The sequence below is a fragment of the Streptomyces sp. NPDC001393 genome (assembly GCF_053597455.1).
Genome location: NZ_JBSFIH010000085.1, coordinates 1 through 21323, shown reverse-complemented (window position 1 = coordinate 21323; position 21323 = coordinate 1). Strand labels below are relative to the sequence as shown.

The window sequence follows — 21323 nt, the reverse complement described above, 5'->3', positions numbered from 1 at the left end:
GGGGAGTGGCCTGCCGGCAGCCCTGCACATCAGCCACTGAACGCACAGCAGCTTTCCCTGACTGGCCGGACTGGTACGGCTACCACCGACCCATTCAGCGGCCAGGCCCCAGCAAGCCGTTGCGGTAGGCGGTGAGTTCGCGGGTGATGGGGCGGGGCCGGTGCGTCATGTGCAGTGTCCATAGCCGGTCGGCGGCGGCTGGGTTCGCGTCGGCCCGTACGCAGTGCTGCACCCAGAGCAGCAAAGGGCCGGCGGAGGTCGAGGCGATCCGTTCGGCAAGCCACGGCCGCTTCGTGGCCCGCGCCAACTGGGCGACGAGGGCAGGGGTGTGGGCAAGCGTGTGGGGCAGATGTCCGCCGGTGTCGGCGAGTAGCCGCTGTCTGGTGCGTTCGCCTGTGAGGACCGAGGCGAGGGCGACGGCCTCCGGGTAGGTGACCGCGTCCCTGGCCAGCAGCCGCCACCAGCCGGGATCGGTGCCCGGCGGCGCGAGCCGCAGTGCCCGGCGCGGCCACTGCTCCTCCTCGGGCCACTGCTGCGCCCACCAGGAAACGACCACGGCATGCGCGACCTCGAACGCGCGGGCGGCATCCGGCCGATGGCGCAGCAGATCCAGATGCCGCCGGTGCGCCGTGACCATCTCCGGCAGTCCCCCCAGGTCGACCTGCTCGGTGCCGGCCGGGCCGCCGTCGATCCAGTGGGTGCCGAGCATCCAGCGCCGGTAGCGCGGGCAGATCCGGCTCTGCGGCTGTAGATACACCCGTGCGAGCTTGGTCCGTCCGGTGCGTGCGGCCGTGCACAGCCGGCAGGCTTCTCCCGCGGCGGGCACTACGCTCCCGAAGCGGAACCGCCCGGCCGCGCCCGCCCCGTCCGGCGAGAGGGGTTCCTGGGCTGTCCAGGCGGGCAGGGCCCGTCCCAGGATGGTCTCGGGTACACGGCAGAATGCGGAGACGCGGGCGCGGGCTTCGGCGTTGAGGTAGACCTCGCCGTCCGTGCGGAAGCCCTTGAACAGGCCTCCGCCGACCTGGAGGAGTGCCGGGATGAGGTCTCTGACACCGAGCCAGTAGCGGTCGGCCAGCCGGTCCAGATAGGACAGGTTCGTCTCGCCCTGCAGCGGGGCGAGCCGTACCGGCCCCGGTCGGGCGGCCGCTGTACACGGCGGCTGTGGTGGAAGCGTGGTGGGCATCGGGGCGTTCCGGACGGGCTTGGATGCATCGGCATCCGAGCAGTGGATACAACGGGGAGACGGCAGGGCGGTTGAGGCAGAGCCCGCCGGTCAGGGCTGGCGTTGCGGAGGCGCCTGGTGGCGCCGGGGTGCCCTGGCCCGTTGTTCGGCGGCGGTGTCGAGCTCGATCTGTTCGAGCAGCTTCTTGGTGATCTTTTCGGTGCCGTCCAGCAGGGATACCAGGGTGGCTTCCCGGATGAGGTGGGAGAGGCTGCCCATGCGGCCGCCGGTGCGGGCGTGCAGGTAGGCGGCGTGCGTGAGCAGGGTGCCGGGCTTGTGCCGGCGCAGCCGCAGGGCGCTGTCCATACCGCGCACCAGGTCGTGCCAGACCTGCTTGTCCGCGTCGCTGCCGTAGCGCAGCGGCTGGTTGCGCACGCTTTTGAAGCGGCCGGCGAGCTGGGAGCCGCGCACGCCGGTCAGCAGGGGCGAGGTCTCGACGTCGATGCCGGAGTAGACGAAGGTCGCCGGGATCCGCTCGCCGAGATACTTCAGCTGGTCGGAGGTCTCGGCGCCGGCCCGGCTGCGGGTGTCCATCAGGTGCACGTCGTCGACCAGCACGAGCTGGGTGCCCATCTCACACAGCAGCTCGCACACGGCGTTGGTGATCTGGATCTGGTTCATCCGTTCCAGGGCGGGCAGGCCGAGGAAGCGGGCGAACTCGCTGATGAGCATCTTCGGGGTGGAGGACGGCGGCACGGTGATGAACAGCACCGGCAGCCGCCCGTCACGGCCAGGGTGGCGGCGTCGGTCGGCGAGTTCGACGGTCCGGCCGAGCTGCTGCATGGCGGTGGTCTTCCCGGTGGTGGCCGGCCCGGAGATGATCAGGCCGCGCCGGGCTCCGCCCTGCTGGCCGCGGTTGAGCAGCAGCAGACGGCGTACCGCGGTGGAGATGGTGTCCATCGCGGGGGTCTTCAGCACCACGAACCGCGCGTGGTAGTCCTCCCGCTGCTCCAGCGTCCACTCATGATCATCGGCGTCACGCGCCGGCGCCAGAGGTGTGTCGACGAACTGCTGCCACCCGTCCCACGTCGTCAGCGGGTTGAAAGTGCTGTGCTGCGCAGCGGCGGGCTGATCCGTCGTCACCATGCCTGCGCCTCCTGGTACGGGTCGTAGATACGCATGCCGCCCGCCCCAGCGGCGTCCAGCGCCTGATCAGGGGCCTGGTCCCGGGTCGTTTCCGCCGCCGGCTCGGATGCTTCATCCGCGTGGCGTGCCGCGGCGTCCTGGCCGTCGGCGAGGCCGGCGAGAAGGTAGTCCTCGCCGTCTGGGTCGTCCTCGATGTCGTCCAGGCTGTCGTCGATGTCCCAGCCGTCGGCATCCTGAAGCGGGACGGTGAAGGAACCGGGCAGTCCGAACGAGGCCCCCGGCGCGAGAGGCACAGGCCACTGCTGCGGGGCGATGGCGGGGGACGGGTCGGTCATCTGCGCGGCCGCCTGGGCCCGGGCGGCTACCGGCCGCTCTCGCCTGCTGCCCAGTCCCTGGCTCGCTCGGCGCAGCAGCTCATCCAGTGCCTGGGCGATCGCCGCCTCGTGCTCTTCACGGCCCGTGCGGCGCTGCACGGTGCGCCGGACGTGGTCGAAGGTGAACGTCGTGAACGGACGCCGGACGGCCTCGGCGTGGATCCACGGCACTTCCAGCCAGCCTGCGGGCAGGCGCACCCACACCCGGCTGGGGTCATGGGGGGTGTGGTGGACCTCCCAGCGACCGTTCTTGCCGACCCGCGGCGAGCGGCGGCGCCGGTAGGGGTTGAGGCCGGGGTGGTCGTAGGTGCGGTAGCCGAAGCGGATGCCGTAGTCGTTGACGGCCTGCCACCGCACAGGCAGCAACTCAACGTAGTCGTCCGCCGACAACGGCATTGGCACGTACCCGGCCACCGCCACCCAAGCTGCCCACATCTCGTTCGGGGAGACGGCGACCTGCGGCATCATCGGGTGCCGCAGCGCCTCGTGCCGGCGCTCCTGCCACCCAACGATGACCCACTCGTCCAGCAGCTCCTGCAACTGCGCCAGGCTCCAGCACAGCATCCCCCTCCGCGGCCGCGCCCCGCTGGGAGACGTCCGAGCCGGTGTGGCCCGGCAGGTACTGGCTGAAGCCGTCGGCGATCGCGCGGAAGGTCCGCTCCACGTTCCCCTTGGCAAGACGACGTCCTGTGCAGCCTCAAGCCATGGCGCCTGGCACGCGCACCCCAACAGGTCCCGAAAGCGCACATCGATCCGGCTGGCATCCACGGCCGTATCGTCTTCGCATCGAACAGTACCGCTCGTGCCGCGCAGCTCGGCGATACGGCACCCGGCCCCGGATAACGGGGACGATGCGGCCACCTGGCGGCTGTCGGTGATCACGTTCCCACACAACGCCATACCCGCCCGACCGCGCAGGAGAACCGTCCGGTAACCCCAACATCGGCTAGATGAATGAGTCCGATGTTTGTGCTGGCCGCGACCATGGCGAAGGGCGCCCGTTGGCTCGTGTGTGACTACCAGCCTGGACGCCCTTCTGGCGGCACTGTACGTGTTCATCGACGACCATGTGGCCCCCCGTCGCCGGATCGGGCGACCCCCGAAACTGACGGACGCCGAACTGCTGTGCCTGGCGGTCGCCCAGGTGCTGCTCGGGTTTCCCTCGGCCCGGCACTGGATCCGCTTCGCCCACGCCCGGCTCGGGCACCTCTTTCGCTACCTGCCCCAGCAGTCGGCCTACAACAAGCGGCTCAACGCCGCAGGCCCGCTGATCAGCCACGTGATCGAGGCCCTGGCAAGGCAGGTGCCCACCTGGCACGACGACCTGCGGCTGATCGACTCCACCCCGCTGCCCTGCGCCGCCTCCCGCGAGACCGTCAAACGCTCCGAGCTGGCCGGGCACGCCGGATACGGCTACTGCCGCAGCCACTCCCGCTTCTTCTGGGGGTTCCGGCTCTACCTGCTGACCACCGCCGAAGGCATGCCCGTGTCGTGGTGCCTGGCTCACCCCAAGCTCGGCGAGCGGGAGGTGATGACCGCGCTGCTGGAACGCGACCACCACCTCGTCCGCACCGGCCAGGTGATCCTCGCCGACAAGGGCTTCGCCGGGCGGGAGTTCGAGGCGTTCCTCACCGAGCACACCTGGGCGTTCATCTGGTGCGGCCGGACCGCAAGGACGAGCCCGTCCGGCACGGCCGCCTCGCCCGCGTCCGTCAGTGGATCGAGGCCGTCATCGACACCCTCAAGGGCCAACTCAGCCTGGAACAGCACGGCGGCAGGACACTGGCCGGCGTCTTCGCCCGCACCGGACAACGCCTCCTGGCCCTGGCAGCCGGCATCTGGCACAACTGGACCACCGGCGCCAAGATCAAACGATCCCTGATCGCCTACGACCACTGAGAACATCGGACTCATTCATCTAGTCGCGAGCCGTTGAGCCGCGCGCGGCTCCCAGGGGGCCGCACAGCCGGCGCCTCCACTGACATGCCTGCCGACCAGCTCCGTGCGATGGGTCAGCGGCCGCCGCCCCGGTGCTGGCTCGTCTGACAGTGCCAGACGTCCGCCCAGCCCGCGCGCCCCCCGGGGGCCCGGATTCGGCGCAGATCCTTCCCATCTGCATCAATCTTCCAGCCCAGGCGTCAGCCCCTGAAGATCCGCTCGGCCTGGTCGCGGTGGGTGGAGTGCAGTTCCCAGTGGACAAGGGAGATCTGGTCGGCCGTGGCCCGCGGCTGTCCGTAGAAAGTGGGGGTGCCGATCGTCGCGTCTATGCCGATGTGGGCAGCTTGGATGCCGGTTTCGGCCAGTTCCTTGTGGAGGTTGATGACCCAGTTGCGCAGGGCCGCAGCGGCAGCGTCGATGTTGGCGGTCGGCGGTTGGGGGTTGATGGAGCGGGCACCGGTGGTGAACAGCAGGGTGCCGGTACCGGCCTCGCGCATCGCCGGCAGCACTGCCCTGGTGGCGGCGACAGCCCCGTACAGCTGAAACTCGATCTCGTGCTGCAAGTGTGAGGGTTCGGTCTCGGCCGGAGTGGTCATCACCGGGGCGTTGATCGCGTCGGCTGGGGAATACTCCAGGACGTCGATCCCGCCGAAGCGTGCAGCGGCGATCTTGAGTGCCTGGGTCAGTGCGTCGCGGTCGAGGATGTCGGCAGGGAAGGGGGCGGCGGTGATGCCTTCGGCGGTGAGCGTGCCCACGAGAGCGTCGAGCCTTTGGCGATCCCGAGAGATCAGGGCGACATCGAAACCCTGAGAGCCGAACGTGCGGGCGATGGCCAGGCCCAGCTGGGGGCCGGCGCCGACGATGGCGATGCTGGTCATGACGAGGTCCTTCCAGTGAAACGTGGGGAAGCAGCAAGACTGGATGGTCCGTCTACGTCAGGCTTCGGAGAGCCCATACCGTTTTGCCTCGAGCCTCACTTGGCGGTCGGGCAAGGTAATCCGTTTGCTGTTCCGGTGTCGGTTGGGCGTGATCGTGTGTGTCGGTTGTCCTGAGAGCCGCTGGTTGGCGCGGATGCGCCTATGCCGGACCTCTGAGGGGCTGTGTGTCGCAGGCCCGCCGCCTATTGACGGAGCGCGGCAGCCGTACTGTTGCGATGTGTGACCGGTTCAGCCGACGGGGTGCTTGACGGCCTTGGGGGAGGGGCCGTACTGGTTGGCGCCTGGGTTGCTGTCCGCCGTCATGCCCACGAGGTAGATGATCGGCCCGGCGACCGGGATCAGGGCGATGAGCATTCGTCGGCCGGACCTGCCCGTGTCGTGCAACCGGCGGACCGAGACGGTTAGCATGGGCACGATGAAGGGGAGCAGGAAGACGTTCAGCAGCGGGGCCTCGATCGCGAGGCTGAGCCCGGCGATCACAGTCGTGGCGATCACGTAGAGCACCGAGAACCACCAGTACTCCGCACGCCGGGCGCGACCGGAGAACGTGGCGTATTTGACAGTCAGGCACACGCGTACCGCGTCGGTGAGCGACATGCTGGTCACGGTAGATCCCTTCGTGGCAACGTCATGGGGCGCGTGAAGTCGAGTCGGCGAGGGTGCGGCTGGGCCGACGGCGCCGGCGGCACCGCCACGGCGTGGGCCGTGCAGCCGAAACAGATTTGGATAGCTATATCCACTTCGCGATCCGGATAGGGTGATCCGGTTCATCATGGCCAGCGTAACACTAGAACTGGATAAGGCGATCCGATTGTCGAAGTGCGGATCACTTGCTCGCTTCGCCGCTTCCCCCGCCTGAGAATGATCTGGTCGCCGCCGTCTTCGCCGGACGTGCTCCCCCCGCTTGGCCTGTGACTGTCAGCAGGGGGCCGGATGGCTTCATTGGGGCCCGTTGGTGGGTCCGTGGGTGCGCCTGGGTCGGCGGCGAGCGCCCGGCGCCTCGGCTTCGTGCCGCTGTGTACGGCGGCGGCACCGCCGTGCACTCGTCGCGCCTTTCCGGACTGCGGCTGCGGGTGGCTTCAGGAGGGGGTGTGGGGGCCGCTTCGCGTGAGGCGGACCATGGCGCGGTACAGCGCGGTGGGTGCGGGGGCTTCGGGGAGCGGCGGGACGTCGGTGTCGGGGGTGGCATAGGAGCGGAGCAGTTGGCCGACGAGGCGGCGCCAGGTGTCGGGGGCGGCGTCGCCGGTGGCGGCGATGACGCCGGCGTTGGCCATGAGGAGGATGACGAGGTCCTGGTGGGTGAAGTCATCCCGGAGCTTGCCGGTGGCTTTGGCGCGGGTGATGAGTCGAACGGATGCCTCGTACGCCTCGGCGCGGCGGGCTTCCAGGGCCTTGGCGGCCGGGAAGGTCATGGTCAGGACGTCGGCGAAGCCGCGGTCGGCGGCCTGCATGGCGCATATGGCGTGGATGTAGCCGGTGAAACCGTGCCAGGGGTCGGGATCGGCGAGGGCCTCGGAGACGGCGGAGGTGTAGGCGTCCATGCGGTCGGCGAAGACCGCGTTGATGAGTGCCTCCCGGGTGGCGAAGCGGCGGGAGAGGGTGGCCTTGCCGACGCCTGCCTCGCGGGCGACCGAGGCCATGGACACGCCGAGCCCCTCAGTGGCGTAGAGGCGGCGGGCTGCGGCCAGGATGCGTTCGCGGTTGCGTTCGGCGTCGGCGCGCAGTCCCGGTTCGGACTGCCGACCTGAGGTTTCAGTGGGACCTGTGGAGGAGGGCATGCCTCCATCCTATCTAAGTGGAACGCCCGGCCCAGTTGTGTTGTTATGCTGTCATCGGAAAACGGGCCGCCCGTTCCACTTATGTGAAGGTGATCGCCATGCGTGCTGTAACTCTGGACACCGTGCCTGCAACCCCTGCCGTGACCGAGGTCGACACTCCCCGCCCGGAGGCCGGTGAGCTGCTGGTGAAGGTGGCCGCCTCATCGGTGAACGGTTTCGACGTCTCCACGGCGGCCGGATACCTGCAGGGGATGATGGAGCACCACTTCCCGCTCGTGCTGGGCAAGGACTTCGCGGGCACCGTCGAGGCGCTCGGTGAGGGCGTGGCGGGCTACGCGGTAGGAGACGCGGTCTTCGGCGTCGTGATGAAGCCGTTCCTGGGCACCGGGTCGATGGCCCAGTACGTCACCGTGCCCACCGCTTCCGGCATCGCCCCGATCCCCGCGGGCCTGAACCTGGAGGACGCGGGCGCGCTGGGGCTGGCCGGGACGGCCGCCCTGGACAGCCTGAACGCGCTGGCCCCGGCCGAGGGCGAGACGGTGCTGATCTCCGGCGCCACCGGCGGAGTGGGCGCCCTGGCCGTCCAGCTTGCCGCCGCCCGCGGCGCAAAGGTGATCGCGACCGCCCGCCCCGGCGCGGAAGCCGCCTTCGTCACCGGCCTGACCAAGGAGCGGATTCACGTCGTGGACTTCACCGGCGATCTGGAGACCCAGGTCCGCAAGATCGCCCCGGACGGCGTGGACGCGGTCCTGCACCTGGCGGGCGACGGCGCGCAGCTCGCCGGCCTGCTGCGGCCGGGCGGCAAGATCGCCTCCACCATCGGCCTGACCCAGGATGCCGTCGAGGAACAGGGCGTCGCCGTCCACACGGTGTGGGCCGACCCGAACGCCCAGACTCTGGCCGCCTTGGCCGAGCAGGCCGTTTCGGGCGCGCTGCGCGTGCCGGTCACCGCCTCCTATCCGCTGGAGCAGGCGCCGCAGGCGTTCGCCGCCTTCGGCGCCGGTGCGCTGGGCAAGCTCGCCATCACTTGCTCCTGACCTCAGCAGCCCCACGGAAGAGTCTGATCATGCCCACTCTCGCCATCGTTGGCGCCGGCCCCGGTATGGGCCTGGCCATCGCCCGCACTTTCGGCAGCCGCGGCTTCGACGTCGCTTTGATCGCCCGCACCAAGGAGAAACTGGAGACGCTGGTCGCCGAGTTGGGCCAGGAAAACATCACGGCCGTCGCTTTCCCCGCCGACGTCATGGACCGCGCCTCGATCACCGACGCCCTGGACGCGGCCAAAGACCGCTTCGGCAGCGTCGACGTACTGGAGTACTCGCCGGCCCCGCACTCCCCGGTGCCCGGCATCACCCTGGCCGCCCCGTCGGAGGTCACGGTCGACAACCTGCAGCCGCAGATCGAATACACCCTCTACGGGGCCGTCGCCGCCGTCCAGGCCGTACTGCCCACCATGCGCAAGTCGGGCGCCGGGACGCTGCTGTTCACCACCGGCGGCGGCTCCGTGAGCCCCGTGCCGATGCTGGGCAACGTCAACGCCGCCGCCGCGGCCCTGCGCAACTGGGTGATCAACCTGCACAACGAGCTGGCCGGCACCGGCGTGCACGCCGCCCACGTGGCCATCAACGTGTGGATCGGCGACGGCGGCCCGGAGGGTTACCCGACTGCCACGCCCGAGCGGATCGCGCCCCTGTACTGGGACCTGTACGAACGCCGCAACCACTCCGAAGTCGTCTTCAACGGCTGAGAGACGGCCGCTCACCAGGGGGCGGCACTTGCGCCCTTCCCTGCCCCGCCCCCTCGCCTTCCGTGCCACCGGCGCCCCTTTCCTCCCCAACCTGAAGGACCCCGACCGTGAACGTCTTCCTGTGGATCGTGCAGGCCGTACTCGCCGCCATGTTCGCCATGGCCGGTGTCATGAAATCCACTCAGCACAAGGACAAGCTGGCCGGCCAGTTGCCCTGGGTGGCCGACTTTTCCCAAGGCACCGTCCGCTTCATCGGCATCTTGGAGTTCGCCGCCGCCCTCGGGCTGATTCTGCCCGCCGCCACCGGCATCACCCCCGTGCTGACCCCGCTGGCCGCGACTGGACTGGTCGTGATGATGGTGCTGGCCGCGATCACCCACGCACGCCGCAAGGAACCCGGCGCGATCGCCTTCAACAGCGTGCTGCTGATCCTTGCCGCGCTGGTGGCCTGGGGACGCTTCGGCCCGTACAGCTTCTGATCCTGGCGAGGAACACCCTGATGCGCATCACTGTCTTCGGCGCGACCGGCGGCATCGGCCGCGTCGTCGTTCAGCAGCTCCTGGACGACGGCCATGAGGTCACCGCCCTCGTCCGCTCCCCTGCCAAGCTCGCCTTCACGCACCCCCATCTCACGGCCGTCTCCGGGCAGTTGTCCGATCACGACGCCGTCGAGCAGGCCCTCACCGGCGCGGACGCGGTGATCAGCGCGCTCGGCCCGTCCTTGAAGCGGTCCGTGACCGGCACCCCTGTGACGGACGGAACCCGCACCATCGTCCAGGCCATGGACAGGCAGAAGGTGGCCCGCTTCATTGGCCTGGCCACGCCTTCGCTGGCCGACCCCAGGGACAACCCGCACTGGAAGCACAGGGTGCTGCCTGTGCTGGCCGGACTGATGTTCCCCAACGCGCTGACGGAGCTGAAGGGCATGACCGAGGCCGTCACCTCTTCCGGTCTCGATTACACCATCGCGCGTATCACCAATCCCACCGACAAGCCCGCCACCGGCCGCATTCGCTCCGGCTTCCTCGGTCACGACCATGTCGGCTCCGCCATGAGCCGTGCCGACATCGCCGCGTTCCTCGTCTCGCAGCTCACCGACACCCGCTACCGGAGGGCCATGTCCGCCATCAGCAATTGACCCACTCCGCGGCCCGGTGATCCCCACAGAGCGCACAGGAAGCGCATCCTGGTCCGACGATGCCCTTGTACTCACTCGCCTCCGTAAGGTCCCTTACTCGTCGGCTCGGGGGTGGAGGGCCAGAGCGTGTCTGAAAGATTGTGTAAGAGGTCGTTTTGTCCCGGTGTTTTGTCCCGGAATCTGGTGCTTGGTCTGTGGTGTCGGGTCGCGCCAGGAGATGGTGTTCTCGCTGGTGAGGCGGCGGGTCATGAGGTCGGTCATGGCAAGGTGAATCATGGCTTCGGAGCGGGCGGACAGGGTCTCGTGGTCGCGGGCCAGACGGCGGTGGTGCATCAGCCAGCCGTAGGACGAGGTGCTGGCGGTAGCCGCCGTCGACCCACATCTTGCGGATGCCGGGGTGTTCGGCGGCGACCTGATCCAGGAGCCGGGTGCCGGCGACGGAGTCCTGCACGCTCGCCGCGGTGACCAGCACGGCCAGCAGGAGACCGATGGTGTCGGTGACGATGCTCCGCTTCCGCCCGACGATCTTCTTCCCGGCGTCCACGCCCTGGCTGGAGGCATGAACACTGCCGGAGGTCTTCACGCTCTGGGCGTCGATCACACAGGCCGACGGCTCGGCGTCCCGCCCCTCCTTCTCCCTCAGCAGCCGCCTGAGCAGGCCGTTGAGCTGAGCGAACACGCCTTCCTGCTGCCACTTGGCGAAGTATCCGTAGACCGTGTTCCAGTGCGGGAAGTCGTGCGGGAGATAGCGCCACTGCACCCCGGTGCGGTCCACATACAAGATCGCGTCCATGATGTCGCGCAGATCATGCTCGGGCGGCCGGCCGAAGTCCAGGGCCCTGCCGCGGCGCTCGAAGCGCCAGGCCGAGAGCACCGGCTCGATCAACTCCCAGCGGGCATCGGACAGATCACTCGGATGCGGGCGTCGCGTCGGCATGCTTCCGGCGTATCGCCGCGGACCCGAGTGCGCCCAGGCGCACAGCAGCGGCGACCGAAGCACACAGCCAGGAAGACCGGGCGTCCTGGGATGAGACAGGAACAAGCCACGTCCCGCCCCACCTGTCACCCCGCCCAGCACACAGGCCCCGACCACACCCCACTACCTCTTCCGCACCGCAATCCCACACTCCAAGGACCGCCCTATATCTAGGCATCACAGGTGAAAACGACCTCTAACTGGTCGTTTCAGAATGGCTGCTGCGCCGGTCGCCGCCTCACGTCAGGCGGGGTCCTTCCCCAAGTAGTTCTGCGACCCGCTGCGCGGCCTCGTCTGGTGGTAGCTCGGCCGGCCAGAGGAGTCGTTCGGCGCCGCCCTGGACTGGGTTCTCATCGCGGTCCAGGGGGATGAACCGCCAGTCGCGGCCGTGCTGCCAGAACACGATCACCCCGTGAGGCCACGCAGGAAGGCTGGTGGTCCACCAGAACGCTGTCCCGCGAGCTTCCTCATGGCACTCGTCGGGGCCGTGACCGATTGCGGCGCAAGCCGCGGCGAAAGCGGCATCGGCGATACGTCGATTCTGCCAGAACGAAACCACCGGCCGATCTTATCGATTGCTTCAGTGAGTCCGCGATCTTGCGCCTGGCGATCTCGGTCGGCAGGCTGTGCGGGTGCGTGCTGATCTTGTCCCGGATGCCCTGTGGGAACGCGTGGCGCCGCTGCTGCCGCCCGTTCCCGAGCGTCGTCCTCGCTATCCCGGACGTCTGCGTATTCCGGACCGGACAGCGCTCGCGGGCGTGCTGTACGTGCTGCGGACCGGCGTTGCTTGGCGCGACGTGCCAGCAGAGACCGTGGGCTGCTCCGGAGTCACGGCATGGCGCAGGCTGCGGGACTGGACCGAGGCCGGCGTGTGGCCCCGACTGCACGCCGCCCTGCTGACCGAGCTCCGGCGAGCGAACCTGCTGGACCTGAACGACTGCGCCGTCGACGGCTCACATGTCCGGGCCCTGAAAGGGGGGATCATGTCGGCCTCTCACCCGTCGACCGCGCCCGCAACGGCTCCAAGCACCATGTGATCGTCGACCGGCACGGTACCCCGCTGGCCATCACGCTCACCGGCGGTAACCGACACGACGTCACGCAGCTCCTACCGCTGCTGGACGCAGTTCCGCCGATCCGAGGCCTGCGGGGACGCCCACGCCGCAGGCCCCGATGCTTGTACGCCGACCGAGGCTACGACTTTGACAAGTACCGCCGCCTGCTGTGGAAGCGCGGCGTCAAACCAATGATCGCCCGACGCGGCATCGCCCACGGTTCCGGACTGGGAAAGGTCCGGCGGGTCGTCGAGCGCACCTTCGCCTGGCTGCACCAGTTCAAGCGACTCCGCACCCGCTACGAACGCCGCGCTGACCTCCACCAGGGCCTGCTCGAACTCGCCTGCAGCATCATCTGCCTCCGGCGACTCCGGGCTGCATTCTGAAACGATCCCTAATACTCCAGTTGCACTTCGCTATCGCCGCTGGTCAGAGGCCGTTTTCTGAGCATACTCAGCTGACGCATCGTCATGTGGTCGAAGTTCGTGACCGGCAGCCCCTGATCACTGTTGTGCTGATCGTGCAAGACGATGTGCGGCCTGGTGTCTGGGCTTCGGAGCTTGAGGAGGTGCTGTTGCGGGTCGGTCACCGGTTCGGCCGGGTCGATCTGCGGCGGCGGATGCGGGACTACGTGCGCGGGCTGCTCGGCCCTGTCGGCCGGAAGAACGGCTGGCAGCTTGCGGAATATGTCGGCCACGACGTCCCAGCCGGCTTGCAGCACCTGCTGAACCGGGCCCGGTGGGATCCGGACGAGGTCCGCGACGACCTGCAGGAATACGTGGCCGAACGCCTCGGCGCGCCCGACGGTGTCCTGATCATCGACGAGACCGGCTTCCTCAAGAAGGGCACCACTTCAGCGGGCGTGCAGCGGCAGTACTCCGGCACGGCAGGACGCACGGAGAACTGCCAGGTCGCCGTGTTTGCCGCCTATACCTCGTCGCGAGGCCGGACCTTGGTGGACCGGGAGCTGTACCTGCCGAAGTCCTGGACGTCCGACCGGGAACGGTGCCGCGCGGCAGGAGTGCCCGACGCCCGGGCCTTTGCCACCAAGACCGAGCTTGCCCGGAGCCTTATCGCCCGGGCGCTCGCCTCACCCCTGCCCATCGCCTGGGTGACGGCGGACGCTCTCTACGGCCAGGACTGGCACTTCCGCCGCATGCTTGAGGAGGCCGGGCTGGGCTACGTCGTCGCGGTCCCGAAGTCGCAGCAGGTCAAGTCCCTCGCCGGCTGCTGGCGCATCGACCAACTCATCGGTGACGCCCCCGACGAAGCCTGGGAGCGGCTTTCCTGCGGCGACGGAGCCAAGGGGTCGCGCATTTACGACTGGGCAGCCGCCCAGGTCCCGGCTGTTCCCTTCTTCGGCGGTGGCGAGCCTTCGCATCACCGGTGGGTACTCGCCCGCCGCAGCATTGCCCACCCGGACGAGATCGCCTACTACCTGGCCTATGCACCCGCCGACACCAGTGTCGCGGAGCTGGTTCGGGTTGCCGGTTCCCGCTGGGCGATCGAGTCCTGCTTCCAGAGTGCGAAGAACGAGTGCGGCCTGGACCAGTACGAGGTCCGCCGCTACCCGGGCTGGTACCGACACATCACTCTCGTGATGCTCGCCCATGCCTTCCTCGCCGCCATGGCAGCGCAGGACGAAGATGCAAAGGGGGCCGCAGAAACGGATCTTTCCTCGTCCCGCTCAGCCTGGCAGAGATCCGCAGGCTCCTGGCGACTTGCCGCCCCAGGACAAGCCACCACCGCCGCTACATTGATCGGATACTGACCTGGTCCCAGTGGCGCCGTCGTCACCAGGCGATAGCCATGCGCTGTCACTACAAACGCCGCACCGCCGGTCACGAACTTCGACCACATGACGATGCGTCAGCTGAGTATGCTCAGAAAACGGCCTCTGACCAGCGGCGATAGCGAAGTGCAACTGGAGTACTAAGAGCAGCTTCACGCGGAGGCCCGGCGCCGTGACGCGCGTGCTCAGAGGGACTGGAGCAGGGTGTGCAGGAGACAGAATTCGGTGCCTTTCGGGTGGGCCAGGACGTGCTGGCTCTCGGTGCCGGCCTGGCCCATGTCGGCGGTCTTGGCGCCGAGAGCCAGTAGCCGCTCGAGTTCGGCGTCCTGGTCGTGGTCGGTGACGCCGATGACCAGCCCACTGGTGCGGCATGCCATGCGCGTCAGTGTCGTAGACGACCCGACCGCGTGCTCGACCGCGGTAAGATCCCAAGGGCGCTGACCTGCTCGAATGCCGCCCGGGGTCAGGGCCCCCGCTCCTCCCTGCATCGCCTGGAGAAGAGCGGGAGCGATGCGCGCCCGACGCAGTGCGCCCCGGTCGCCCCCGCGAGCGTACTTGGGGCGGAGGACATCGCCCCGCTCGGCGAGTTGCTCGTGCATCGGCCAAGGCAGGGCTGACCTGGAACTGGTCTGGCGCGCAGCGAAATACGAGGACGACCCGCAGCGCGCCATACCAGCCCTCACGCCTTCGGCGAGGCCGTAGACCAGGCCATGATTCGACAACGACACTGGAACCGGGGTGCGCGGCCCTATCGTTCCGACCCGCCGAACGTCATCGGGTTTCGTGCTGTCCGGAGTTGAGCCGACGGTAGGCTCCGCGATGGAAGATCAAGGGGCCTGTGGAGTCCTCGGGCAGAGCCAACGCCTCAACCGCGACGATCGCGAGATAGTGGTCCCCGGCTTCGTATGCCTCGGTGATGGTGCCGTCGCACCACATCACGGAATCGGCGATCTGCGGGGCGCCGTTGCTGCCGGCGACCCACTCAACGCCGGCCCACTTGTCCGTGCCGCTCATGGCGAACTGGTCGGAAAGCCAGTCCTGGTCTTCCGCGAGAACGTTGATACAGATCCTTCCGCGCTGACGGAGCCTCGGAAAAGTGGTGGAGCTCCGGCTCGGCGAGAAGCAGACCAAGGGCGGGTGGAGGGACAGGCTCGTGAAGGACTGGCAGGTCATGCCCACCGGCGTCCCCTCACTGTCCAAGCCAGTGACCACCACGACGCCGGAGGCGAAACGCCCCAGGGTGGTACGGAAGTCCGGGGAATGTGCCGGGTCGACTTCCCAAGCTGGCAGACGGACGCTCGTCCTTTTATTCATGTGATGCCACTCCGAGTCCATGACTATGTACGCTGAGAACACTTTTGTTGCATAGTGGGGAATAATGTGTAAATGTGCTTCCTCCTGCGGCAGGGGGTGGACTGAACCTCATGCCTCAGTCCACCTAGTGCGCGGATGCGTCGGGTGTAGCCTTCAAACGGCCCAGACCTAGGAGTTCATGCGTGAAGCCTCTTCCTGTCTCTCCTGGGACGGAACGCGTTCGGATCGGTGGGCGCCTGCGCGCGGCGCGCAAGAAACAGGGGATTTCGATCGATGCCCTTGCTGACGTGACAGGTCTGACCAAGAGCTTTCTGAGCCGAATCGAACGCGACATCACCTCACCCTCGGTGAGCTCCCTCGTGCGGATCTGCCAGGTGCTCTCCCTCGACATCGGAAGCCTGTTCCGGGAGCCGGAACTGCATGTGGTCCGTGCCGGCCAGGGTCCTCGCATCAACCTCGGCGGTCTAGGGGTGGACGAGCGCCTGCTGACGTCGCGGAACGAGCCGCGCATCCAGTTCATCCGTTCTGTTGTGGAACCGGGGGGCCACAGCGGCAGCGATCTGTACACGGTGCTCTCGGAGATCGAGGTGCTCCATGTCCTCAGCGGTCGGATCGAAGTCCGCTTCGCGAACGAGACGTTCGAGCTGCTCCCGGGCGACGCCATCACGTTCCCCGGCGCCGAGCCTCACAACTGGCGCAATCCGGACCAGGAACTGCCCGCCGAGGTGATCTGGGTCCTCGCCCCGGCGGCGTGGAACAGCGTTTCGCCGCCGCCGGCGCGTTGACAGGCCATGACCCGCGCCCGCCGCTGGGACACCGGCCGACGGCCTACGGCCCGTGCGGGGACCGCGGCCGCTCCAACCCGAGGTTGTCGCGCAGCGTCCCCTGAACGTAGTCGGTCCGGAAGCTGCCCCGTTCCTGCAGGATCGGCACGACGTCGTCAAGAAATCGCTGCAGGCCGGTCGGGACCGTGGGCGGCAGGACGGCGAAACCGTCGGCCGCTCCGCCGTGGAACCAGGTCTCCATGTGGTCGGCGATCTGCACGGGCGTGCCGGTGACCACCCCGTGTCCGTCCGCCTTGGACGCCTCACGGATCAACTCGCGGACAGTGACTCCGGAGACAGCGAGATTGTAGAAGTAGCGGTACCGGCTGGAGGCGCCCTGGGCCTCCGCCTGATCCGGCGCGGTGAGGCGCTCGGCGGGTACCCGGTCGTGGGGGTCGAGGTCCGCGAGATCTGCGCCGTCGAGGAGTTCGGCGAGCCGGCGCATGCCGGTCTCGCGGTCGATGAGGTCCGAGAGGCTGTTGTGTATGTCGCGGGCCTCGGCCTCGGTATCGCCGACGATCGGCATCAGGCCGGGGAGGACGATGGGCGGCTTGGTCCCACGGTGCTCCCGGGCGCGCTCGACGAGCCCGGAGTAGAACTCCCGCGCCGATTCAAGTGTGGGCTTGACGGTGAAGACCGCCTCGGCGAATCTCGCGGCAAAGTCCATGCCCGAGGCCGACGCGCCCGCCTGGACGAGTACCGGCCACCCTTGTGGAGACCGCGGGAGGAAGAGCGGGCCTTCGACCCGGTAGTGGTCGCCCTTGTGGTGGAGCGGGTGGATCTTGTCCTTGCGGGCCCAGACACCCCGGTCCCGGTCGGCGATGACCGCGTCGTCCTCCCAGGCGTCCCACAGGCTGGTGACGACCTCCATGTACTCCACGGCTCGCGCGTACCGCTCCTCGCGCGGCGGAAGGCTGACCGTGTAGTTCTCCTCGCCGGTCGTGGAGGTGACGATGTTCCATCCCACCCGGCCCTTGGAGAGGAAGTCCAGCTGGGACAGGTAACGGGCCAGATTGAACGGCTCATTGAACGTGGTGGAGGCGGTCGCCACCAGACCGATGTTCTCGGTCACGGCGGAGAGAGCTCCGAGAGTGGTGAAGGGCTCGTACCCGGTCAGGTCGGGGTTCTTGCCGGTGTCGCCGAAGGACAGCCAGTCGGCCAGGAAGAGCGCGTGGAGTTTCGCCGCCTCCGCCCGGCGTGCGATGTCGGCCTGCAGGTCGAGGGAGTAGAGGTCTTCGACGCGGCTCTGTGGATGCCGCCAGGCGGCGGTCTGGTATCCCACGGGTGCTACAAACAGGAACAAGTGCATCTGCTCGTACCGGGCGTTGGGCATGGTTCTCCTGCATCTTTCCGGTGACCGGGCGTACGTGGACGGACGGTCGGGTATGGCCAGGGTTCAGAGCACTCGTTGGAGGAAGTCGGCGGTTCGCCGGTGCCGGGGGCGGGCGAACATCTCGCCTGGTTCGCCGATCTCGACGATGCGGCCGTCCGCCATGAACACAACGGTGTCGGCGACTTCTCGGGCGAACTGCATTTCGTGGGTCACCACGATCATCGTCATGCCCGAGTCGGCGAGATCCTTCATGACGGTGAGGACCTCTCCGACCAGTTCGGGATCCAGGGCGGAGGTCGGCTCGTCGAACAGCATGAGTGAGGGTTTCATCGCCAGCGCGCGGGCGATCGCCACGCGCTGCTGCTGACCGCCCGACAGTTGGTTGGGATACGTGTTTTCTTTGCGTGCGAGGCCCACTCGTTCCAGCAATTCGCGCGCTTCGGCGATGGCGACGGCCTTTTTCACCGCTTTGACCCGGATAGGTGCCTCGATGATGTTCTCCAGCACCGTCCGGTGGGGGAAGAGGTTGAATCGCTGGAACACCATGCCGATATGTGCTCTCTGCGGTGCGACCGCGCGCTCCTTCAACTCCTGAAGGTGTGAGCCGCGCACCTCGTATCCGACCATCCGGCCGTCGACGTAGATCGCGCCACCGTCCAATTTCTCCAGCCGGTTGACGCACCGCAGCAAGGTGCTCTTGCCCGCCCCGCTGGGGCCGATGACACAGGTGACCTCCCCCTTGTGAACGGTCAGTGAGACGTCCTTGAGCACGTCCGTCCCGTTGAACTGCTTGTGGACGGCCGCGATCTCGACCAGTAGTTGGGCCATGATGATCTCCTCGGGAGGTACTTGGCGGCGGACGGCGGCATCGGTTGCAGGGCCGGTCTCACCGTCCGAGTCCGGTCTCGTGCCCCCGGCCGAATCGCTTTTCCAGGTAGCGCTGGGGAATGCTGAGGAGCGCGGTCAGCACGCCGTACCAGATGGAGGCGACCGTGAGCAGCGGGATGACCTGGTACGTCTGGGAGTAGATGTTCTGCAGGTTGGTGAGCAGATCTGCCCCGGCGATGACGGAGACGAGCGCAGTTCCCTTCACCATGGAGATGACCTCGTTGCCTAGCGCCGGCACGACCGTGCGCATGGCTTGGGGGAGGACAACGCGGCGCATGGTGAGCGCGGGCGGCATGCCAAGGGAGTACGCGGCTTCGCTCTGGCCGTGGTCGATCGCGAGGATCCCGCCGCGGACGATTTCCGCCGCGTAGGCGATCTCGTTGAGGCCGAGCGCGAGCAGTGCCGCCATCGTCGGACTGATCAGTTCGTTGGTCGGATAGGAGAAGAACGTGATATTGGTGAAGGGGATTCCGAGGCCGATGTGCTTGTAGAGGGCGCCTAGATAACCCCAGAAGATGATCTGGACCAGCAGCGGGACGCTGCGGAACAGGCCTATGTATCCAATGGCGATCCCGCTCAGCACGGGATTGCGGGACAGCCGCATGACTGCCAGCACGACGCCACCGACGATGCCGATGACCAGGCTGACGATCGTCAGATACAGGGTCACGCCGAGTCCTCGGAGAGTGACCGTCTTGAACATGTACTGGCGGACGATCGTCCACTCGAAGGCGGGGTTGTGGGCCAGGGACCAGAGCGCCAGCAGGCAGATCAGGCCGGCGACCAGCGCGGTCACACGTGTCCCGGCACGCGAGATCGGGCGAATGCGCATCGTCTCCAGTTGCGCACGCGTCAAGCGGGGCGTGCTGCCGGCCCCGGGCTCCTTCGTGGGCCGCGCAGAGAACGTACTCATGGAGTCACACCGCCGCTCGACGCGCCCCGGGGCGCCGGAGGGCGCGCCACGGGGCTGATGAATTCGTAGGCCACATGCGATGCCGCGATGGCGCTCATGGAGGCGTGGTCGTAGGCGGGACCGACCTTGACGATGTCGGCTCCAACGATGCGGGGCCCAAGGAGCCGACTGGCCTCGCGAATCACCGCAGGGCCGGAGCGGGCGCGGGGCCGGAATGAGACGCCCGTGTCGCTCCCCATCACGGCCACGTGGTATGTGCTGACGCCTTCGAGCGTGGGCAGTCCGGCGAAAGTTGCGATACCGGAGTAGCGAGGGATGAAGGAGGGATCCACTGGCCCGATGGGAGACAGGCCACCGGGGTGTTCGCGGTCCACTACGTGAGGTTCCAATCGTTCGAGGGAGGGCGACTCGGGACAGCGTTCTCCTACCGGCCGCCCGTGTTCTTCAGCGGCGGCACGACGGCGTTGGCGCCGATGCCCCACTTGGCGAAGATCTTCTTCGTCGTACCGTCCTCGCCGAGCTCGTGTGCGGCCTGGTAGACGGCCTGGAACAGGGCCTGCTCGTCCTTCGCCACACCGAGGCCCGTGTAGGTCCCGGTCCCGGCGGCGTTGTCGAAGTAACCCTTCGGCGCCTTGGGATCCCGGACCCAGGTGACCTTGTCCGGCTGGCCCTTCTCCAGGAGCGCCGCCGGGATCGATCCGGTGAGAAGCGCGTCGATCGCACCGCTCTGAATGGCCAGGAGTGCGGAAGCCTGAGTTGCCTCTTGCACCACCTTGACCCGCGGCTTGCCTGCCGCGGTGCACAGCCTCTGGTTGTACTGGACAACCTGGTCGTAAGTCGTGCCCTTCTCAACACCGACTGAATGTCCGCACACATCGGTGAAGGTGGCGACACCTCCCTTGTCCTTGGCCGTGACCAGCACGGATCCACCGGTCTGGGCGTAGTCGACGAAGCTGAGAACCTTCTGGCGCTCGTCGGTGTCGGCCATACCAGCAAGGGCGATGTCATAGCGATGGGACTGCATGGCCGGGATCAGACCCGAGAAATCCACGTTGCTGACGCTGGCGGCAAGGCCGAGTTTGGCGCCTATCGCATGGGCGAAGTCCACGTCGACGCCTTCGAGTCGGTTGTCGGTACCGAACGTCTCGAAGGGTGCGTACGGTGCGGAGACGACGGCGCGGAGCCCGGTTCTCTTCACCGAGGCGGGCACGAGAGCTTTGAGTGTGCTGCTGGGTGTGACAGCACCGACGCCGGTGATCTTCGTGCCGGTGCTCGTGGGGCCCGTCGATCCCGCACCGGCGGCGTCACCGCCGTTGCCGGTGCCGCAGCCGGCGAGGAGCAGTGCCTGGGCGGTCGCCAACGCCCCTGCGAGGAGTGGCAAGGCGCGTCGATTTCTCATATCGCTACTTCCATTCGGGAGTCATGTGCCGGAGGCAGGCGGCGGCTGTACGCTCGCGAACTCGATCGAATGGGTGTTGCCCAAAAGCGAGTTCGCGCTGCGGGGGAGTTCCGCGATTGCTGCCTCGGTCCCCGTCCTCGGAACTCCTGGGAGGGAGGGGGGAAGTTGTCACAACCGGGTCGGTTCACCTACTGGCTTGCACCTGCGCTGTGCCCGGTCCAGAGCACGTGCTCATGTGTCGAGTGCCGACTGGTGACGACTGGAGATGCCTTCTAGACAACTTTTGTGCCTTAGGAAGCAACCTAGGGTGCGTTTCCACGATGGGTCAAGCGCTGCGTGTGTAAACCGTGCATTACGTCGCGCTGGAAACTGAGTTAACCGCAATGACCTCAAGCTGAAACGCCAACGAAAGCCGGAAACCCATATAGTGCTCGATTCCGCTTTCGGTGGGTATAGCTGCTGGTAGCGGGGTGGTTGCGGGTGCTCGGGGGCGGGTGCTGGGTCATGGTGCTAAGACCGTGTCCTATGTGGTGAGGCGCATCAGTCGCTTGTAGCAGCAGATGGCTGCGGCCAAGCCGAGAAAGGCCAGGTAGTTACGGGGATCGCGC

19 protein-coding genes and 3 pseudogenes are annotated in these 21323 nt (G+C 67.7%); 8 read left to right on the top strand and 14 right to left on the bottom strand.

Going from position 1 to position 21323, the window contains the following annotated elements; translation table 11 throughout:
* Window positions 1-94: 94 nt before the first annotated feature.
* From ACWC2T_RS42945 to ACWC2T_RS42935, 3 genes are all read right to left on the bottom strand, one after another.
* Window positions 95-1183, bottom strand: coding sequence for a hypothetical protein (locus tag ACWC2T_RS42945; protein ID WP_450675726.1), 1089 nt, complete (start codon window positions 1181-1183; stop codon window positions 95-97).
* Window positions 1184-1273: 90 nt separating this feature from the next.
* On the bottom strand, window positions 1274-2308 hold the full coding sequence (locus ACWC2T_RS42940) for a TniB family NTP-binding protein (RefSeq protein WP_450675725.1): 1035 nt from the start codon (window positions 2306-2308) through the stop codon (window positions 1274-1276).
* Window positions 2302-3246, bottom strand: a complete 945-nt coding sequence (locus ACWC2T_RS42935) for a hypothetical protein (RefSeq protein ID WP_450675724.1) — start codon at window positions 3244-3246, stop codon at window positions 2302-2304. The genes ACWC2T_RS42940 and ACWC2T_RS42935 overlap by 7 nt, the downstream gene beginning before the upstream one ends.
* Window positions 3247-3694: 448 nt before the next feature.
* Here ACWC2T_RS42935 and ACWC2T_RS42930 point away from each other — a divergent pair.
* Window positions 3695-4581: pseudogene (locus ACWC2T_RS42930) on the top strand (IS982 family transposase).
* Window positions 4582-4820: 239 nt separating this feature from the next.
* On the opposite strand, the gene ACWC2T_RS42925 reads toward ACWC2T_RS42930, so the two are convergent.
* The 3 genes from ACWC2T_RS42925 to ACWC2T_RS42915 all read right to left on the bottom strand — a co-directional run bounded on the left by ACWC2T_RS42925 (window position 4821) and on the right by ACWC2T_RS42915 (window position 7336).
* Window positions 4821-5498, bottom strand: coding sequence for an SDR family NAD(P)-dependent oxidoreductase (locus ACWC2T_RS42925; protein ID WP_450675723.1), 678 nt, complete (start codon window positions 5496-5498; stop codon window positions 4821-4823).
* Between the two features lie 288 nt (window positions 5499-5786).
* Window positions 5787-6155, bottom strand: a complete 369-nt coding sequence (locus ACWC2T_RS42920; RefSeq protein ID WP_450675722.1) for a DUF805 domain-containing protein — start codon at window positions 6153-6155, stop codon at window positions 5787-5789.
* A 482-nt stretch (window positions 6156-6637) separates the two neighbouring features.
* Window positions 6638-7336: a TetR/AcrR family transcriptional regulator gene (locus ACWC2T_RS42915; RefSeq protein WP_450675721.1), complete on the bottom strand. Its 699-nt coding sequence runs from the start codon at window positions 7334-7336 to the stop codon at window positions 6638-6640.
* Window positions 7337-7434: 98 nt separating this feature from the next.
* Between ACWC2T_RS42915 and ACWC2T_RS42910 the strand changes: the two genes are divergently transcribed.
* The 4 genes from ACWC2T_RS42910 (at window position 7435) to ACWC2T_RS42895 (ending at window position 10221) form a co-directional block, all read left to right on the top strand.
* Complete coding sequence (locus tag ACWC2T_RS42910) at window positions 7435-8373, top strand: NADP-dependent oxidoreductase (RefSeq protein ID WP_450675720.1); 939 nt, start codon at window positions 7435-7437, stop codon at window positions 8371-8373.
* Between the two features lie 29 nt (window positions 8374-8402).
* Window positions 8403-9083, top strand: a complete 681-nt coding sequence (locus ACWC2T_RS42905; RefSeq protein WP_450675719.1) for an SDR family NAD(P)-dependent oxidoreductase — start codon at window positions 8403-8405, stop codon at window positions 9081-9083.
* 107 nt (window positions 9084-9190) lie between these two features.
* Window positions 9191-9562, top strand: coding sequence for a DoxX family protein (locus tag ACWC2T_RS42900; RefSeq protein ID WP_450675718.1), 372 nt, complete (start codon window positions 9191-9193; stop codon window positions 9560-9562).
* A gap of 20 nt (window positions 9563-9582) precedes the next feature.
* Window positions 9583-10221, top strand: coding sequence for an NAD(P)-dependent oxidoreductase (locus ACWC2T_RS42895; protein ID WP_450675717.1), 639 nt, complete (start codon window positions 9583-9585; stop codon window positions 10219-10221).
* Window positions 10222-10314: 93 nt separating this feature from the next.
* Here the strand turns inward: ACWC2T_RS42895 and ACWC2T_RS42890 are convergent.
* Both ACWC2T_RS42890 and ACWC2T_RS42885 read right to left on the bottom strand, forming a co-directional pair.
* Window positions 10315-11158 (bottom strand): annotated as a pseudogene (locus tag ACWC2T_RS42890) (IS5 family transposase).
* Between the two features lie 277 nt (window positions 11159-11435).
* Window positions 11436-11756, bottom strand: coding sequence for a hypothetical protein (locus ACWC2T_RS42885; protein WP_450675716.1), 321 nt, complete (start codon window positions 11754-11756; stop codon window positions 11436-11438).
* Window positions 11757-11829: 73 nt separating this feature from the next.
* Between ACWC2T_RS42885 and ACWC2T_RS42880 the strand changes: the two genes are divergently transcribed.
* Window positions 11830-12638 (top strand): IS5 family transposase gene (locus ACWC2T_RS42880; protein WP_450675715.1). Its coding sequence is split into 2 segments (ribosomal slippage): window positions 11830-12169 and window positions 12169-12638, totalling 810 coding nucleotides; the frame shifts between segments, so codons are not numbered across the junction.
* A 146-nt stretch (window positions 12639-12784) separates the two neighbouring features.
* Window positions 12785-14023, top strand: coding sequence for an IS701 family transposase (locus tag ACWC2T_RS42875; RefSeq protein WP_450675734.1), 1239 nt, complete (start codon window positions 12785-12787; stop codon window positions 14021-14023).
* 206 nt (window positions 14024-14229) lie between these two features.
* Here ACWC2T_RS42875 and ACWC2T_RS42870 read toward each other — a convergent pair.
* Window positions 14230-14394: pseudogene (locus ACWC2T_RS42870) on the bottom strand (VOC family protein); the annotation flags it as partial.
* Window positions 14395-14815: 421 nt separating this feature from the next.
* Window positions 14816-15379, bottom strand: coding sequence for a flavin reductase family protein (locus tag ACWC2T_RS42865; protein WP_450675714.1), 564 nt, complete (start codon window positions 15377-15379; stop codon window positions 14816-14818).
* Between the two features lie 161 nt (window positions 15380-15540).
* On the opposite strand from ACWC2T_RS42865, the gene ACWC2T_RS42860 reads away from it, so the two are divergent.
* Entirely contained in the window at window positions 15541-16143 is a 603-nt protein-coding gene (locus ACWC2T_RS42860) for a helix-turn-helix domain-containing protein (protein ID WP_450675713.1), read from the top strand.
* 43 nt (window positions 16144-16186) lie between these two features.
* Here ACWC2T_RS42860 and ACWC2T_RS42855 read toward each other — a convergent pair whose 3' ends face one another.
* The 4 genes from ACWC2T_RS42855 to ACWC2T_RS42840 all read right to left on the bottom strand — a co-directional run bounded on the left by ACWC2T_RS42855 (window position 16187) and on the right by ACWC2T_RS42840 (window position 20526).
* On the bottom strand, window positions 16187-17515 hold the full coding sequence (locus ACWC2T_RS42855; RefSeq protein ID WP_450675712.1) for an NtaA/DmoA family FMN-dependent monooxygenase: 1329 nt from the start codon (window positions 17513-17515) through the stop codon (window positions 16187-16189).
* Between the two features lie 63 nt (window positions 17516-17578).
* Complete coding sequence (locus ACWC2T_RS42850; protein ID WP_450675711.1) at window positions 17579-18343, bottom strand: amino acid ABC transporter ATP-binding protein; 765 nt, start codon at window positions 18341-18343, stop codon at window positions 17579-17581.
* Window positions 18344-18401: 58 nt separating this feature from the next.
* The gene (locus ACWC2T_RS42845; RefSeq protein ID WP_450675710.1) at window positions 18402-19235 is read right to left on the bottom strand and encodes an amino acid ABC transporter permease; all 834 of its coding nucleotides are present in this window, start codon (window positions 19233-19235) and stop codon (window positions 18402-18404) included.
* 505 nt (window positions 19236-19740) lie between these two features.
* Window positions 19741-20526: a transporter substrate-binding domain-containing protein gene (locus tag ACWC2T_RS42840; RefSeq protein ID WP_450675709.1), complete on the bottom strand. Its 786-nt coding sequence runs from the start codon at window positions 20524-20526 to the stop codon at window positions 19741-19743.
* Window positions 20527-21323 lie beyond the last annotated feature (797 nt).

Bases quoted from the DNA above. Each gene is read 5' to 3' on its own strand.
- ACWC2T_RS42945 (WP_450675726.1), bottom strand. From the start codon at position 1,183: ATGCCCACCACGCTTCCACCACAGCCGCCGTGTACAGCGGCCGCCCGA.
- ACWC2T_RS42940 (WP_450675725.1), bottom strand. From the start codon at position 2,308: ATGGTGACGACGGATCAGCCCGCCGCTGCGCAGCACAGCACTTTCAAC.
- ACWC2T_RS42935 (WP_450675724.1), bottom strand. From the start codon at position 3,246: ATGCTGTGCTGGAGCCTGGCGCAGTTGCAGGAGCTGCTGGACGAGTGG.
- ACWC2T_RS42925 (WP_450675723.1), bottom strand. From the start codon at position 5,498: ATGACCAGCATCGCCATCGTCGGCGCCGGCCCCCAGCTGGGCCTGGCC.
- ACWC2T_RS42920 (WP_450675722.1), bottom strand. From the start codon at position 6,155: ATGTCGCTCACCGACGCGGTACGCGTGTGCCTGACTGTCAAATACGCC.
- ACWC2T_RS42915 (WP_450675721.1), bottom strand. From the start codon at position 7,336: ATGCCCTCCTCCACAGGTCCCACTGAAACCTCAGGTCGGCAGTCCGAA.
- ACWC2T_RS42910 (WP_450675720.1), top strand. From the start codon at position 7,435: ATGCGTGCTGTAACTCTGGACACCGTGCCTGCAACCCCTGCCGTGACC.
- ACWC2T_RS42905 (WP_450675719.1), top strand. From the start codon at position 8,403: ATGCCCACTCTCGCCATCGTTGGCGCCGGCCCCGGTATGGGCCTGGCC.
- ACWC2T_RS42895 (WP_450675717.1), top strand. From the start codon at position 9,583: ATGCGCATCACTGTCTTCGGCGCGACCGGCGGCATCGGCCGCGTCGTC.
- ACWC2T_RS42865 (WP_450675714.1), bottom strand. From the start codon at position 15,379: ATGGACTCGGAGTGGCATCACATGAATAAAAGGACGAGCGTCCGTCTG.
- ACWC2T_RS42855 (WP_450675712.1), bottom strand. From the start codon at position 17,515: ATGCCCAACGCCCGGTACGAGCAGATGCACTTGTTCCTGTTTGTAGCA.
- ACWC2T_RS42850 (WP_450675711.1), bottom strand. From the start codon at position 18,343: ATGGCCCAACTACTGGTCGAGATCGCGGCCGTCCACAAGCAGTTCAAC.
- ACWC2T_RS42845 (WP_450675710.1), bottom strand. From the start codon at position 19,235: ATGCGCATTCGCCCGATCTCGCGTGCCGGGACACGTGTGACCGCGCTG.